We start from the raw sequence: 13745 nt of genomic DNA, 5'->3' as shown, positions 1-13745 counted from the left end.
GGGACGATTACAGCGCGCTGCCGAAGGTATTGCACTGCGCCGGATCGCCGCTATCGAAACCGCGTTTGAACCAGGTGTAGCGCTGTTTCGAGGTGCCGTGGGTAAAACTGTCCGGCACCACGCGTCCCTGGCTCTGCTGCTGTAGACGATCGTCGCCGATGGCCTCGGCGGCGTTCAGCGCCTCCTGCAGATCGCCAGTTTCCAGAATATCCTGCTGCTGCATATTATGACCCCAGACGCCAGCGAAGCAGTCTGCCTGCAGCTCCATCTTAACCGACAGGCGGTTGGCTTCGGCCTGCGTGGCATGCTGCTGTTGCTGGCGGACCTTCGGCTCAATGCCCAGCAGTTTTTGTACGTGATGACCCACTTCATGAGCAATGACGTACCCCTGGGCAAAGTCGCCGTCGGCGCCCAGTTTATTTTTCATCTCATCGTAGAATGACAGGTCGATATAGACCGTACTGTCGGCAGGACAATAGAAGGGGCCCATTACCGACTGACCGGTGCCGCAGCCGGTACGGGTCGCGCCGCGATAGAGCACCAGCTTTGGCTGCGGGTACTGGCGGCCCATCTTTTCAAAGATCGGCCCCCAGGTATCTTCGGTGGTAGCCAGAATGACGGAAGTAAACTTCGCCGCTTCATCGTCTTTCGGACTGATGGAGCGCTGCGTGGAGGTCTGCTGCTGCGGCATCGGTTCGCCGGTCAACATGCCGGTCAAATCCACGCCGTAGTAGCCCGCCACCAGCACAATAATCAGCAGTACAATGCCGCCCTTCCCGCTCGGCAGACGGAAGCCGCCGCCCCCGCCGCCGCCAAACGGCGAGCCTGATTGTCCACGTCGATCTTCAACATTGTCGCTTTCGCGACGCCCTTGCCAGCGCATAAGCACCTCATTCCCTGTTATGTATCAATAGCAGAGATCGTAGGCGGTTCAGCGCAGGATTACCACAGGAAACAGCAAGAGACGCCAGAAGATGAGGCCATCTTCTGGCGGCGGGCGGGTTAGTCGAGCTTAACGCCCAGGCGGTGAGCCACTTCTTCGTAGGCTTCGATCAGGCCGCCAAGGCTCTGGCGGAAGCGGTCTTTGTCCATTTTATCGAGGGTGTTTTTATCCCACAGGCGGCTGCCGTCCGGCGAAAACTCGTCGCCCAGCACCACTTCGCCTTTGAACAGACCAAACTCCAGCTTAAAGTCCACCAGAATCAGACCGGCGTCATCGAACAGTTTTTTCAGCACGTCGTTGGCTTTGTAGGTCAGCTCGCGCATCCGCGCCAGATTCTCTTTACTCACCCAGCCGAAGGTTTCGCAGTAGGAGTCGTTGACCATCGGATCGTGCATAGCATCGTTTTTCAGGAACAGGTCGAACAGCGGCGGATTCAGCTCGATACCTTCTTCAATGCCTAAACGTTTTACCAGCGAGCCTGCCGCACGGTTACGCACCACGCACTCTACCGGCACCATATCCAGTTTTTTCACCAGACATTCGGTATCGGAGAGCAGCGCTTCCATCTGGGTAGGGATGCCCGCTTCTGCCAGTTTACTCATAATGAAATGGTTGAATTTGTTGTTCACCATGCCTTTACGATCGAACTGCTCAATGCGCGCGCCATCACCTGCTGACGTATCGTTACGGAATTCCAGTACCAGCAGGTCCGGATTATCGGTGCTGTATACTGTCTTCGCCTTACCACGATACAACTCAGCTTGCTTTTTCATCTTTCACTACTCCAGTGATATTGAGCCAAAAAATGACGTGTCGGTCTTACATAACATCCTGCAACGGGCGTTGGAGCGGATGCTGTACGCTTGCGGGGCGAACTGCAGTCAGGCGACTGGAGCAGCCTTAACGCGGCGATTTACAGGATTATAGGGCCACGCACACGTTTGCGTCACTATACATGAAAAAGGGCCGGATTGCTCCAGCCCTTTTGATTACTTGTTAAATGCGGCCTGGAATACGGCTACCAGGGCGTCATTTTGCGACTGCGTCAGGGTGTGGCCTTTCGGGTCGATAAACTGCAGGCTACTGCGGTTATCGAGGTCGCCGACCTGCAGTTTGTAGTCGCCGGAGACCAGCTGCGGGTCACGTGCGCCCAGCTCCTGCCAGCTGCTGTCAGACAGCGGCTTATAGGTCAGCGCCATGCTGCCCTGAGAGCGCGTGCTGTCGGTCACTTTCATCCCCACTTTCTCGAGGGCGCCCGGCAGACGCTGCCACACCAGGTTAAACGGCGCGCGAACAACGAGCATCGGCAGGCCGGTATCGTCGGCGGCGCTCTGCACGTCGAAGGTGGCCCCCGCGCTGCGCTGTGCGGCGTTCTGGGCGCTGGTGGCATTCATGTCAAGGCCTTCCGAAATGACGTTCAGCATAGCGGTGCTGTAGCGCTGCAGAGACGCCGGATCGGCAACCGGTTTACCCGCCTGCTCCAGATTCACCAGCTTAACGACCACCGCTTGCTGATAACCCTGCGGTTTGACGGAGATTTGATAACGACCGCGATACTGCTGATCTTCATCAAGACGGTTCCACTCAACCCAGTCGGTGTTCAGCGTCTGGCTCGCATCATCGCGCTTGGCGATAACGTAGTTCTTCGCCTGAAGAATACTGGTGACCTGTGCCCACAGCGAACCGCTGCGGCCGTTCTCGACCATCAGCGTCGCGGTATCGCCGTTAAACTGGGTCCGCGCACCGCTCACCAGCGCCAGCGGCTGCGCCGGCGGACGAATGTCCAGCGCTTTACCGACCGCGCCGGTGCTGTTAGCCACCGGAATATTGTAATCACCCACCTGAATCGGCAGGATCATCCCCGCCGGCGCATGAAGTTCGCTCAACGGTGATGCCTGTAAATAGGCCTCATCACCGCTCACCTGACGCTTATAGCGCGAGTCAGAACTACAGGCCGCGAGGAGTAGAACCAGCGAAACACCCGCAACCTTCGCCAGGCGCGACTTCTGTACTGAGTAAGCCATCAAATCTCCCTAAACTTTACAGCAAACCGGCATGCTTCAGCGCGGCAGTGACGGCTTCACGACCATGATCGGTGATAGGCGTCATCGGCAAGCGCAGCGTATCGGTCGCCACAAGACCCAACGCCTTGCATCCCCATTTCACCGGGATAGGATTGGGTTCGACAAATAATTTTGTATGCAGTGGCATCAGACGCTGGTTAATCGCACGAGCTTCGGCAAATTGACCCGCCAGCGCCAGACGGCACATGTCGGCCATTTCGCGCGCCGCCACGTTGGCCGTAACAGAAATCACGCCTACGCCGCCGAGCTGCATGAAGTCCATACCGGTCGCATCGTCACCGCTCAGCAGAATAAAGTCGTCTGAAACCAGCTCTTTGATCTGGTGAACGCGACTTAAGTTCCCTGTTGCTTCCTTAATACCGACAATATTTTTAATTTCCGCCAGACGGCCAACGGTTTCCGGCAGCATATCGCAACCGGTACGGGACGGCACATTATACAGAATTTGCGGCAGGTCAGTATGTTCGGCGATAGCTTTAAAGTGCTGGAACAGGCCTTCCTGGGTCGGACGGTTATAATAAGGAGTGACCGTCAGGCAGCCAACAACACCACTATCGTTAAAACGTTTGGTCAGGCTAATCGCCTCTGCGGTTGCATTGGCTCCCGTTCCAGCGATAACCGGAATACGCCCGTCGGCCAGCTCCAGCGTCATCATCACCACGTCGCCATGCTCTTCATGGCTCAGCGTTGCGGATTCACCGGTAGTCCCTACCGAAACGATCGCCGAGGTTCCGTTGGCGACATGGTAATCAATCAGTTTTTTCAGGCTTGTCCGGCAGACATTACCGTTTTCATCCATCGGCGTGACAAGCGCTACAATACTTCCCGTGAACATGGGCCATCCTCAGAGCAGAAGTGCGACAAGATTCTCAATGTTACGTTTGGAGCTGTAATAAAAGCAAGAGACCCGACGCCATCAGGGATGTTGTATGGCGGTTTTTTTTATGCTTTCCTAATGTTACCTCACCTTTTTAAAGGAAGAACAGGTTTGACAGCCTCATTACAACACTATCTGGTTATTACCGCCCTGGGGGCTGACCGTCCCGGCATCGTGAATACGATCACTCGCCACGTCAGCAGCTGCGGTTGTAATATCGAAGACAGCCGGCTGGCCATGCTCGGTGATGAGTTTACGTTTATCATGCTGCTTTCCGGGTCGTGGAATGCGATTAACCTGATCGAATCAACGCTGCCGCTGAAAGGCGCGGAGCTGGAGCTGTTGATCGTGATGAAACGCACCACTGCGCGCCCGCCGCAGGCCATGCCAAACACCGTTTGGGTCCAGGTTGAGGTGCCGGACTCACCGCATATCATCGAGCGCTTTACTGCCCTGTGCGATACATGGAATATGAATATTGCGGAGCTGGTGTCCCGCACGCAGCCGGGAGACGGCGATTCCGCGCAGCTTTTTATCCAGATAACTGCCCACAGTCCTGCGACGCAAAATGCAGCAAATATCGAACAAGCGTTCAAAGCCCTATGTACAGAACTGAACGCACAAGGCAGTATTAACATCGTTAATTATTCACAGCATGATGAACAGGATGGAGTTTAACCCATGACCCCACTGAAAGCCGGTGATATCGCACCGAAATTTAGCTTACCGGACCAGGACGGCGAGGAAGTAAATTTAACCGACTTCCAGGGACAACGTGTCCTGGTTTATTTTTACCCGAAAGCCATGACCCCGGGCTGCACCGTCCAGGCGTGCGGCTTGCGCGATAATATGGACGACCTGAAAAAAGCCGGCGTTGAAGTGCTGGGCATCAGCACCGATAAACCGGAAAAACTCTCCCGTTTCGCCGAAAAAGAGCTGCTGAACTTTACGCTGCTGTCTGATGAAAACCATCAGGTTTGCGAGCAGTTTGGCGTCTGGGGCGAAAAATCCTTTATGGGGAAAACCTACGACGGGATCCACCGGATTAGTTTCCTCATCGATACCGATGGCAAAATCGAACACGTCTTTGATGATTTCAAAACCAGCAATCACCACGACGTGGTGCTGAACTGGCTGAAAGAAAACGCCTGATGCAAAGCAAGACGCCGGGAGAGGAAGCCCTCGCCCGGCGTCTTTTTTTATTCTCATTGCCTTAGTCGTCGACCGCCAAACCATCCGGCCAGGCATGCACCACTGCTTTAATCAGCGTGGCCAGCGGAATGGCGAAGAAGACGCCCCAGAATCCCCACAGTCCGCCAAAGATCACCACCGACAGGATAATCACCAGCGGGTGTAAATTGACCGCTTCCGAGAACAGCACCGGAACCAGCAGGTTACCGTCCAGCCCCTGAATAATCAGATAGACCGCAAACAGGCTCCAGAACTCGGTGCCAGCGCCAAACTGAAACAGCGCCACCCCCACCACCGGAATGGTCACCACAAACGCGCCGATATAGGGGATCAGCACCGAGAAGCCGACCAGCACCGCCAGCAGCAGCGAGTAGTTGAGGCCAAAGAGGATAAAGCCTATCCAGGTGGCGACGCTGACGACAATCATCTCCAGCACCTTGCCGCGAATGTAGTTGGTGATCTGCTGGTTCATCTCTTTCCACACCTGCCCGGCAAGCCCGCGATTGCGCGGCAGAACGCGGCGCACCGCGTTGAGCATCTGCTCTTTATCCTTCAGCAGGAAGAAGACCATCAGCGGCACCAGCACCAGATAGACCGCCAGGGTGAGTAGCCCCACCAGCGAGGCCAGAGAGTACTTAACCACCGAGTCGCCCACCGTCAGCATCCGGGTGCGCATATTTTCCGCCATCGCATCGATAATGCCGGCATCCATTAACGCCGGATAGCGCCGCGGCAGCGTGGCGGCGAAATCAGAGAGCTTATTTAGCATGCCCGGCATATCGCGGATGAGGTAGATTCCCTGCTGCCAGGCTACCGGCAGCACCACAAAGGCCAGCAACAGCAGGATGCCCACAAAGAGGATCAGCACCAGCGAGGTGGCCCAGGTGCGCGACAGACCGATGCGCTCCAGACGAACGGTCGGCCACTCCAGCAGATAGGCCAGTACGATAGCCACCAGCAACGGGGCCAGCAGGCCGCTGAAAAAGAACATAATGCCGAAACCGGCAAGCAAAATAACCAGCAGCGCTATCGCCTCAGGGTCGCTGAATCGACGGCGGTACCACTGCATTAACATCTCAAGCATAAAACCTTCCCTGAAGGGCCAAGCGGCGACAATCCGGGGAATTGTATCGAAATGTCACAAAAAAGACTTCGCTTTTTGATGCGCCGCAGTCAAACCGTTCTCCGCCATGAAGAACATATTTTCAAGGCGGCCAACGCCAGCTAAACTCGCTGGGATGCGGCCAGGGAACATTACGCCGCACAATCGGTCAAACTGGCACACCCACATTACAGGACAGAGGTTATGTTCAGGCAGTTGAAGAAAACGCTGGTGGCGACCGCGATCGCGTCGCTGACGCTGGGTTCGATAGGTCCTGCTTTTGCTGACTCCGCAGATACCCTGCCGGACATGGGAACCTCCGCAGGAAGCACGCTGTCAATCGGTCAGGAAATGCAGATGGGGGATTACTATGTCCGCCAACTGCGCGGTAGCGCGCCGCTGATCAACGACCCTCTGCTGGTGCAATATATCAACGGGCTGGGTATGCGTCTGGTGGCTCACGCCAACTCGGTGCGTACCCCGTTCCACTTCTATTTGATTAATAACGACCAGATCAACGCCTTCGCCTTCTTCGGCGGCAATGTGGTCCTCCACTCCGCCCTGTTCCGCTACTCTGATAACGAGAGCGAACTGGCCTCTGTCATGGCGCACGAAATCTCCCACGTGACGCAGCGGCATCTCGCCCGCGCGATGGAAGATCAGAAGCGCAATGCGCCGCTGACCTGGGTCGGTGCCCTGGGTTCGATTCTGCTGGCGATGGCCAGCCCGCAGGCCGGAATGGCGGCCCTGACCGGGACGCTGGCCGGCACCCAGCAGGGTATGATCAGCTTCACCCGCCAGAACGAAGAAGAGGCCGACCGGATTGGCATTCAGGTTTTGCAGCGCTCGGGTTTCGACCCACAGGCCATGCCAATGTTTATGGGTAAACTGCTTGACGAGTCGCGCTACTCGACGCGACCGCCGGAAATGTTGCTCACCCACCCCCTGCCGGAAAGCCGACTGGCCGATGCCCGTAACCGCGCCAACCAGATGCGCCCGGTGGTGGTACAGTCCTCGGCGGACTTCTATCTGGCGAAGGCGCGTACCCTCGGGATGTACACCAACGGCGACAACAAGCTGGGCACCGATCTGCTGAACGCCTGGGATAAAGGCAATATCCGCCAACAGCATGCCGCCCAGTATGGTCGCGCTCTGCTGGCGATGGAAAGCAACAACTTTGACCAGGCACGCAAAACGCTGCAGCCGCTGCTCAACGCCGACCCGCAAAATGCCTGGTATCTCGATCTGGCCACTGATATCGACCTCGGACAGAAGAAAACCAGCGACGCCATCAATCGCCTTAAAAACGCCCGCGAGCTGCGTACTAATCCGGTGCTGCAGCTGAACCTGGCCAACGCCCTGCTGCAGGGCGGGCAGCCCGGGGAAGCGGCGACCATTCTGAACCGGTATACCTTTACCTATAAAGAGGATGGCAACGGCTGGGACCTGCTGGCCCAGGCGGAAGGCGCGCTGGGCAATCGCGATCAGGAGCTGGCGGCGCGGGCTGAAAGCATGGCGCTGGTCGGCCAGCTGGAGCAGGCGATTTCCCTGCTCAGCAGCGCCAGCTCGCAGGTGAAACTCGGTAGCCTGCAGCAGGCACGTTACGATGCCCGTATCGATCAGCTACGCGATCTGCAGGCTCGCTTCCGTCCCTATCAAAAAATGTAAGGAGACCCCATGACCGACGCGGTAAAAATTTACCATAACCCACGCTGCTCCAAGAGCCGCGAAACGCTGAGCCTGCTGCAGAGTCGCGGCATCGATCCTGAGGTGGTGCTTTATCTTGAGACGCCACCGGATGCCGGGACGCTGCGCCAGCTGCTGCAGCTGCTGGGTATGGAGAGCCCCCGCGAGCTCATGCGCCAGAAAGAGGATCTGTATAAATCGCTCAATCTGGCCGACCCGGCTCTCAGCAACGCGGCGCTGATACAGACGATGGTCGACAATCCGAAACTCATCGAGCGCCCTATCGTCGTCAGCCGCGGCCAGGCGCGTATTGGCCGCCCGCCGGAACAGGTTCTTGAGATCGTAAGCTAACTCACCCGCGCCGCGCTTGCGCGGCGCTTTTTTTTACGTGGGCGATTCCAGATCTTTCACGCCAATATCTCCCGCCCGCCGGACGGTGCTACTGTTCATCCATCGCTCAATCCACTGGACGGATGAACATGAAAAAGCCGACCTCCACGCCCCATGACGCCGTGTTTAAGACCTACCTCTCCCATCCCGATACCGCCCGTGATTTCCTGCAACTGTATCTGCCCGAGACGCTGCTTAAAGTGTGCGATCTGCGTACGCTGCATCTCGAGTCCGGGCATTTTGTCGAAGACGATCTGCGTCCCTTTTACGCCGACATTTTGTATTCCCTGAAAACCACGGCGGGCGACGGTTATATTTATGCGCTTATCGAACACCAGAGCACGCCCGACCGGCATATGGCCTTTCGTCTGATGCGCTACGCCATCGCCGCCATGCAGCGCCATCTAGATGCCGGCCACGATCGCCTGCCGCTGGTGATCCCTGTTCTCTTCTACCACGGTCTGGTGAGCCCCTATCCGTTCTCTCTGCGCTGGCTCGATGAATTCGTCGCTCCGGAGCTGGCCGGCCACCTTTATCACGGGGCGTTTCCGCTGGCGGACATAACCGTCATTCCGGATGACGAGATTGCCACCCACCAGCGCATGGCAACGCTGGAGTTACTGCAAAAACATATTCGACAACGCGATCTGGCGCAGCTCCTCGACAAGCTGAGCGAATTATTATTGACTGGACTGGCGACGGAATCGCAGGTACAAGCCCTGATGCACTATCTGGTACAGGCAGGCAACACGCGCGAGCCGATTAAATTCATTCGCGAGCTGGCGTTACGAACGCCGCAGCATAAGGAGACGTTGATGACGATTGCGGAATATCTGGAACAACAGGGGCTGGAGCGGGGCCTGGCGCAGGGGCGACAGGAAGGCCGTCAGGAAGGACGGAAAGAAGAGGCGCAGCGCATCGCTGTCGCTATGCTGCACAGCGGCCTTCCGCGCGACCTGGTCGCCCGGTTGACCGGGCTGACGGAGCAGGAGCTGACTCCCCTGGCGGACTAAAGCTTAAGGATCTCTTTCACGAAGGGGATCGTCAGCTTGCGCTGAGCGGTAATCGAGGCATGATCCAGCTGATCGAGGGTCATAAACAGCGAACGCATCTCGCGATCCAGCCGCTTCAGCAGGAAGCGGCACACATCTTCCGGCATCTCGAAGCCGCGCAGTCTGGCGCGCAGCTGCAGCGCCTGCAGTTTGTCTTCATCCGACAGCGGCTGCAGCTTATAGATCTGCCCCCAGTCCAGCCGTGAGGCCAGATCCGGCAGGCCAAGATTCAGCTGCCGCGGCGGCCGATCGCCGGTGATCAGCAGCCGGGTTTTGCCTGATTCCAGGATCCGGTTATAGAGATTAAAGATGGCCATCTCCCAGGGCTCATCGCCGGCGACGCACTCGATGTTATCGATGCACACCAGCGCCAGCTGTTCCATCCCCTCCAGCACCTCGGGCACAAACCACGTCCGTTTATCCAGCGGCACGTAGCCTACCGCATCCCCGCGCTGGGAAAGCTCCGCGCAGGCGGCGTGTAACAGGTGGCTACGACCTGCCCCTTCACGTGACCAGATATAAATGTACCCGCTGTGTTCCTGGCGCAGTACGTTCTGGAGGGCGGCAAGTAGGGAAGGATTATCACCCGGCCAGAAACTCGCGAAGGTTTCGTCGTCAGGAAGATACAGTGGCAAAGAGAGCTGTGCCGGTGCGTTCAGATGGACCTCAACATAGGCTTACAGAAAAACGCGAAGAGTTTACCACAGATTTAGGTCAGGAGAGAACCGGGCGGGATCGCCGCCCGGTCAGGCGATCGTTATTTAAACTCTTCGCTATCCGCCGCGTCGAGGACCACCTCTTCCGGACGCAGGACGCTGATAAGCTTGAAAATCAGGCTGAGGGCGATGCCCACGATAGTCGCCAGCGCCATCCCTTTCAGCTCGGCGGCGCCAATGTGCACTTTAGCGCCGCTAACGCCGATGATCAGGATCACGGAGGTGAGGATCAGATTCTGCGCTTTACTGTAATCCACCTTCGATTCAATCAGTACGCGGATCCCCGAAGCGCCGATCACCCCGTACAGCAGCAGGGAAACGCCGCCCATCACCGGCACCGGGATGATCTGGATAGCCGCCGCCAGTTTGCCGACGCAGGAGAGCAGAATCGCAATGATCGCCGCGCCGCCGATTACCCAGGTGCTGTAGACCCGGGTAATCGCCATCACGCCGATATTTTCACCGTAGGTAGTGTTGGGCGTCGAACCGAAGAAGCCGGAAACGATCGTCGACAGGCCGTTGGCAAACATCGAACGATGCAGGCCCGGGTCGCGGATCAGATCGCGCTTAACGATATTGGCGGTCACCACCAGATGCCCCACGTGCTCGGCAATCACCACCAGCGCGGCGGGCAGTATGGTGAAGATAGCAAACCACTCAAAGCGCGGAGTGTAGAAAGTCGGCAGCGCGAACCAGTGCGCCTCGGCGATCGGGGTGGTATCGACCACGCCCATCACAAACGACAGCGCATAGCCCACCAGCACGCCGATCAGGATCGGGATAATCGCCAGGAAGCCGCGGAACAGCACGGATCCGAACACCGTCACCGCCAGGGTCACCATCGAGATAATAATGGTTTTACTGTCCGGTGACTGGCCGTCGGCCGGCAGCAGCCCGGCCATATTAGCCGCCACGCCCGCCAGTTCGAGGCCGATAACCGCCACGATGGCGCCCATCGCCGCCGGCGGGAACATCACATCCAGCCAGCCGGTACCGGCTTTTTTGACAATAAAGGAGACGAGGCAGAACAGCACGCCGCACATAATAAAGCCGCCCAGCGCCACTTCGTAGCCCAGCGGCAACAGCAGCAGCACCGGGGAGATAAAAGCGAAGCTTGATCCCAGATAAGCGGGAATTTTGCCTTTACAGATAAAGAGGTACAACAGCGTACCGATGCCGTTGAACAGCAGGACGGTGGCCGGGTTAATGTGGAACAGAATAGGCACCAGTACCGTTGCGCCAAACATGGCGAACAGATGTTGCAAACTAAGCGGGATTGTCTGTAAAAGCGGCGGTCTTTCACTCACCCCGATGGCACGGCGCGTCATAGTGTATTCCTCTGAGAGTCGTCTGTTATTTGCTGTGGATTACTTTTATTCAAAAAAAAGCCGACTCTCAAAGTCGGCTTTTTTCGCGGTATATTTTATTTCGTTCCAAAAATCTTGTCGCCGGCATCGCCGAGACCGGGAATGATATACCCGTGCTCGTTCAGTCCCTTATCGACAGAGGCGGTGTACAGCTCAACGTCCGGGTGGGCTTTCTCCAGCGCGGCAATCCCTTCCGGCGCCGCCACCAGCACCAGCACCTTGATGCTGGTGCAGCCGGCGTTTTTCAGCAGATCGATAGTGGCGATCATCGACCCACCGGTGGCCAGCATCGGGTCAACGACCAGCGCCATACGTTCATCGATGTTAGACACCAGTTTCTGGAAGTAAGGCACCGGCTCGAGGGTTTCTTCATTGCGATAGATACCGACCACGCTGATACGCGCGCTTGGCACGTGCTCCAGCACCCCTTCCATCATGCCGAGGCCAGCGCGCAGGATAGGCACAACGGTAATTTTCTTGCCCTTGATCTGCTCGACTTCCACCGGACCGTTCCAGCCTTCAATAGTGACTTTCTCAGTCTCCAGATCGGCGGTGGCTTCATAAGTCAGTAAGCTGCCCACTTCTGAGGCGAGTTCACGGAAGCGTTTGGTGCTGATGTCGTGCTCGCGCATCAGGCCCAGCTTGTGTTTGACGAGTGGGTGTTTGACTTCCACAATCTTCATTCTCTTTCTCCTCTGAGGGGCAGCCACAAAAAAAATCGCGGGATTATACCGCTTTTTGCGGATTGTGCCATACCCATCTTGCTTGACGTATATCAAGCAAAGTGATTTAGAGACAAAAAAACCGGAGGCGAGGCTCCGGCTTGGGTGCGGGGTGCAGTCCATACGCTTACGCGGGCCTACGTGTATTGTAGGTCGGTTAAGCGTTAGCGCCACCCGACTACGACAGGTTCTCCCCGTTGCTGGCAATTACCTGCTGATACCAGGCAAAGGACTTTTTCCGGCTGCGTGCCAACGTGCCATTGCCTTCATTATCTTTATCGACATAAATAAAGCCGTAGCGTTTTTTCATTTCCCCCGTGCCGGCGGAAACCAGATCGATACAGCCCCAGGGGGTGTAGCCCATCAGATCGACGCCATCCTCGACCACCGCCTTTTTCATCTCCGCGATATGGGCGGAGAGATAATCGATGCGATACTGGTCATTGACGCTGCCGTCCGCTTCGCGGACATCAATCGCGCCAAAGCCGTTTTCGACAATAAACAGCGGCAGCTGGTAGTGATCCCAGAACCAGTTCAGCGAATAGCGCAGGCCGACCGGGTCAATCTGCCAGCCCCAGTCCGACTTTTTGACGTACGGGTTGGAGACCAGGCTGGTGGTTTCATCATAATCAAGCAAGGGGTTGTCTTCGGTGGCTTTGGTAGCGAACGACATATAGTAGCTAAAGCCAATGTAGTCGACACAGCCCTCGGTTAACGCCTGACGATCGGCTTCGGTGATATCCAGAGTAAAGCCGCGGCGGGCAAAATAGTTGAGCAGATGCTGCGGATAGCGACCGCGCACGTGGACGTCGGTAAACCAGTAACGGCGGTGCATGGCGTTCATCGCCATCATCATATCGTCCGGGGCGCAGGTCAGCGGATAGATGGGGCACATAGCGATCATGCAGCCAATCTGCAGCGCCGGGTTGATCTCGCGCGCCGCTTTCACCGCCAGGGCGCTGGCCACCAGCTCATAGTGCGCGGCCTGGTACATCACCGGTTCCCGGTCTTCATCCGGCAAATATTTCAAACCGGAGTTGGTGAAGGGGGCAAAGTCCTCATGGAAGTTGGCCTGGTTGTTGATCTCGTTAAAGGTCATCCAGTACTTCACTTTATGTTGATAGCGGGTGAAGACGACCCTGGCAAAGCGCACGAAAAAGTCGATTAGCTTGCGGTTGCGCCAGCCGCCGTACTCGGTGACCAGGTGATAAGGCATTTCAAAATGCGACAGCGTAATGACTGGCTCAATGCCGTGTTTCAGGCATTCGTCGAACAGATCATCATAAAACTGCAGGCCAGCCTCGTTGGGCTCCAGCTCATCGCCCTGCGGGAAAATACGCGTCCAGGCAATCGAGGTGCGAAAACATTTGAAGCCCATCTCGGCAAACAGCGCCAGGTCTTGTGGATAACGATGATAAAAATCGATCGCCTCATGGTTCGGGTAGTTTTTCCCGGCCACCACGCCGTCGGTAATTTCCCGCGGCACGCCGTGGGCGCCGGCGGTCATCACATCCGCCACGCTGATCCCCTTGCCGCCCTCCTGCCAACCGCCCTCTAACTGATGCGCTGCGACCGCGCCGCCCCACAGAAAACCTGCTTTAAATCCGGACATAGT

General features: G+C 57.0%; 15 protein-coding genes. 5 read left to right on the top strand and 10 right to left on the bottom strand.

The genetic code is table 11. The features are described from left to right. Positions 1–7: 7 nt before the first annotated feature. The 4 genes from ypfJ to dapA form a co-directional block, all read right to left on the bottom strand. On the bottom strand, positions 8–883 hold the full coding sequence (gene ypfJ, locus ACR809_RS06895) for a KPN_02809 family neutral zinc metallopeptidase (protein ID WP_002913800.1): 876 nt from the start codon (positions 881–883) through the stop codon (positions 8–10). Positions 884–1002: 119 nt separating this feature from the next. Beyond that, positions 1003–1716, bottom strand: a complete 714-nt coding sequence (purC, locus tag ACR809_RS06890; protein WP_002913801.1) for a phosphoribosylaminoimidazolesuccinocarboxamide synthase — start codon at positions 1714–1716, stop codon at positions 1003–1005. 216 nt (positions 1717–1932) lie between these two features. Continuing rightward, entirely contained in the window at positions 1933–2967 is a 1035-nt protein-coding gene (bamC, locus tag ACR809_RS06885) for an outer membrane protein assembly factor BamC (protein ID WP_004149279.1), read from the bottom strand. A gap of 16 nt (positions 2968–2983) precedes the next feature. Next, the gene (dapA, locus tag ACR809_RS06880) at positions 2984–3862 is read right to left on the bottom strand and encodes a 4-hydroxy-tetrahydrodipicolinate synthase (protein WP_002913803.1); all 879 of its coding nucleotides are present in this window, start codon (positions 3860–3862) and stop codon (positions 2984–2986) included. A gap of 153 nt (positions 3863–4015) precedes the next feature. Between dapA and ACR809_RS06875 the strand changes: the two genes are divergently transcribed. Then, positions 4016–4582: a glycine cleavage system transcriptional repressor gene (locus tag ACR809_RS06875; RefSeq protein WP_002913804.1), complete on the top strand. Its 567-nt coding sequence runs from the start codon at positions 4016–4018 to the stop codon at positions 4580–4582. Positions 4583–4585: 3 nt separating this feature from the next. Next, positions 4586–5056 (top strand): thioredoxin-dependent thiol peroxidase, encoded by a 471-nt coding sequence (bcp, locus tag ACR809_RS06870; protein WP_122051141.1) that lies wholly within the window; start codon positions 4586–4588, stop codon positions 5054–5056. 61 nt (positions 5057–5117) lie between these two features. Here bcp and ACR809_RS06865 read toward each other — a convergent pair whose 3' ends face one another. Further along, a complete protein-coding gene (locus tag ACR809_RS06865; protein ID WP_002913806.1) occupies positions 5118–6179 on the bottom strand; it encodes an AI-2E family transporter in 1062 nt (353 codons plus the stop codon). 54 nt (positions 6180–6233) lie between these two features. Further along, positions 6234–6350: a hypothetical protein gene (locus ACR809_RS06860; RefSeq protein WP_004221267.1), complete on the bottom strand. Its 117-nt coding sequence runs from the start codon at positions 6348–6350 to the stop codon at positions 6234–6236. Between the two features lie 51 nt (positions 6351–6401). On the opposite strand from ACR809_RS06860, the gene bepA reads away from it, so the two are divergent. The 3 genes from bepA to ACR809_RS06845 all read left to right on the top strand — a co-directional run bounded on the left by bepA (position 6402) and on the right by ACR809_RS06845 (position 9286). Beyond that, on the top strand, positions 6402–7865 hold the full coding sequence (bepA, locus tag ACR809_RS06855) for a beta-barrel assembly-enhancing protease (protein ID WP_002913807.1): 1464 nt from the start codon (positions 6402–6404) through the stop codon (positions 7863–7865). Between the two features lie 9 nt (positions 7866–7874). Then, the gene (gene arsC, locus ACR809_RS06850; protein ID WP_122051140.1) at positions 7875–8234 is read left to right on the top strand and encodes an arsenate reductase (glutaredoxin); all 360 of its coding nucleotides are present in this window, start codon (positions 7875–7877) and stop codon (positions 8232–8234) included. A gap of 128 nt (positions 8235–8362) precedes the next feature. Then, positions 8363–9286, top strand: a complete 924-nt coding sequence (locus ACR809_RS06845) for an Rpn family recombination-promoting nuclease/putative transposase (protein WP_014907125.1) — start codon at positions 8363–8365, stop codon at positions 9284–9286. On the opposite strand, the gene ACR809_RS06840 is transcribed toward ACR809_RS06845, so the two are convergent. From ACR809_RS06840 to ACR809_RS06825, 4 genes are all read right to left on the bottom strand, one after another. Next, a complete protein-coding gene (locus tag ACR809_RS06840) occupies positions 9283–9984 on the bottom strand; it encodes a DnaA inactivator Hda (protein ID WP_020947395.1) in 702 nt (233 codons plus the stop codon). The two genes, ACR809_RS06845 and ACR809_RS06840, sit on opposite strands and share 4 nt — an antisense overlap. A gap of 98 nt (positions 9985–10082) precedes the next feature. Then, the gene (gene uraA, locus ACR809_RS06835; RefSeq protein WP_002913824.1) at positions 10083–11369 is read right to left on the bottom strand and encodes a uracil permease; all 1287 of its coding nucleotides are present in this window, start codon (positions 11367–11369) and stop codon (positions 10083–10085) included. A gap of 95 nt (positions 11370–11464) precedes the next feature. Beyond that, complete coding sequence (gene upp / locus ACR809_RS06830; protein WP_002913827.1) at positions 11465–12091, bottom strand: uracil phosphoribosyltransferase; 627 nt, start codon at positions 12089–12091, stop codon at positions 11465–11467. 217 nt (positions 12092–12308) lie between these two features. Continuing rightward, positions 12309–13742, bottom strand: coding sequence for a 6-phospho-beta-glucosidase (locus ACR809_RS06825; RefSeq protein WP_004174870.1), 1434 nt, complete (start codon positions 13740–13742; stop codon positions 12309–12311). Positions 13743–13745: the final 3 nt, after the last annotated feature.

It is taken from the genome of Klebsiella sp. CD33 (assembly GCF_051992865.1).
Classification (GTDB): Bacteria; Pseudomonadota; Gammaproteobacteria; order Enterobacterales; family Enterobacteriaceae; genus Klebsiella; species Klebsiella pneumoniae.
The sequence above is the reverse complement of the archived record's forward strand: the minus strand, read 5'-3'. Positions and strand labels throughout refer to the sequence as shown.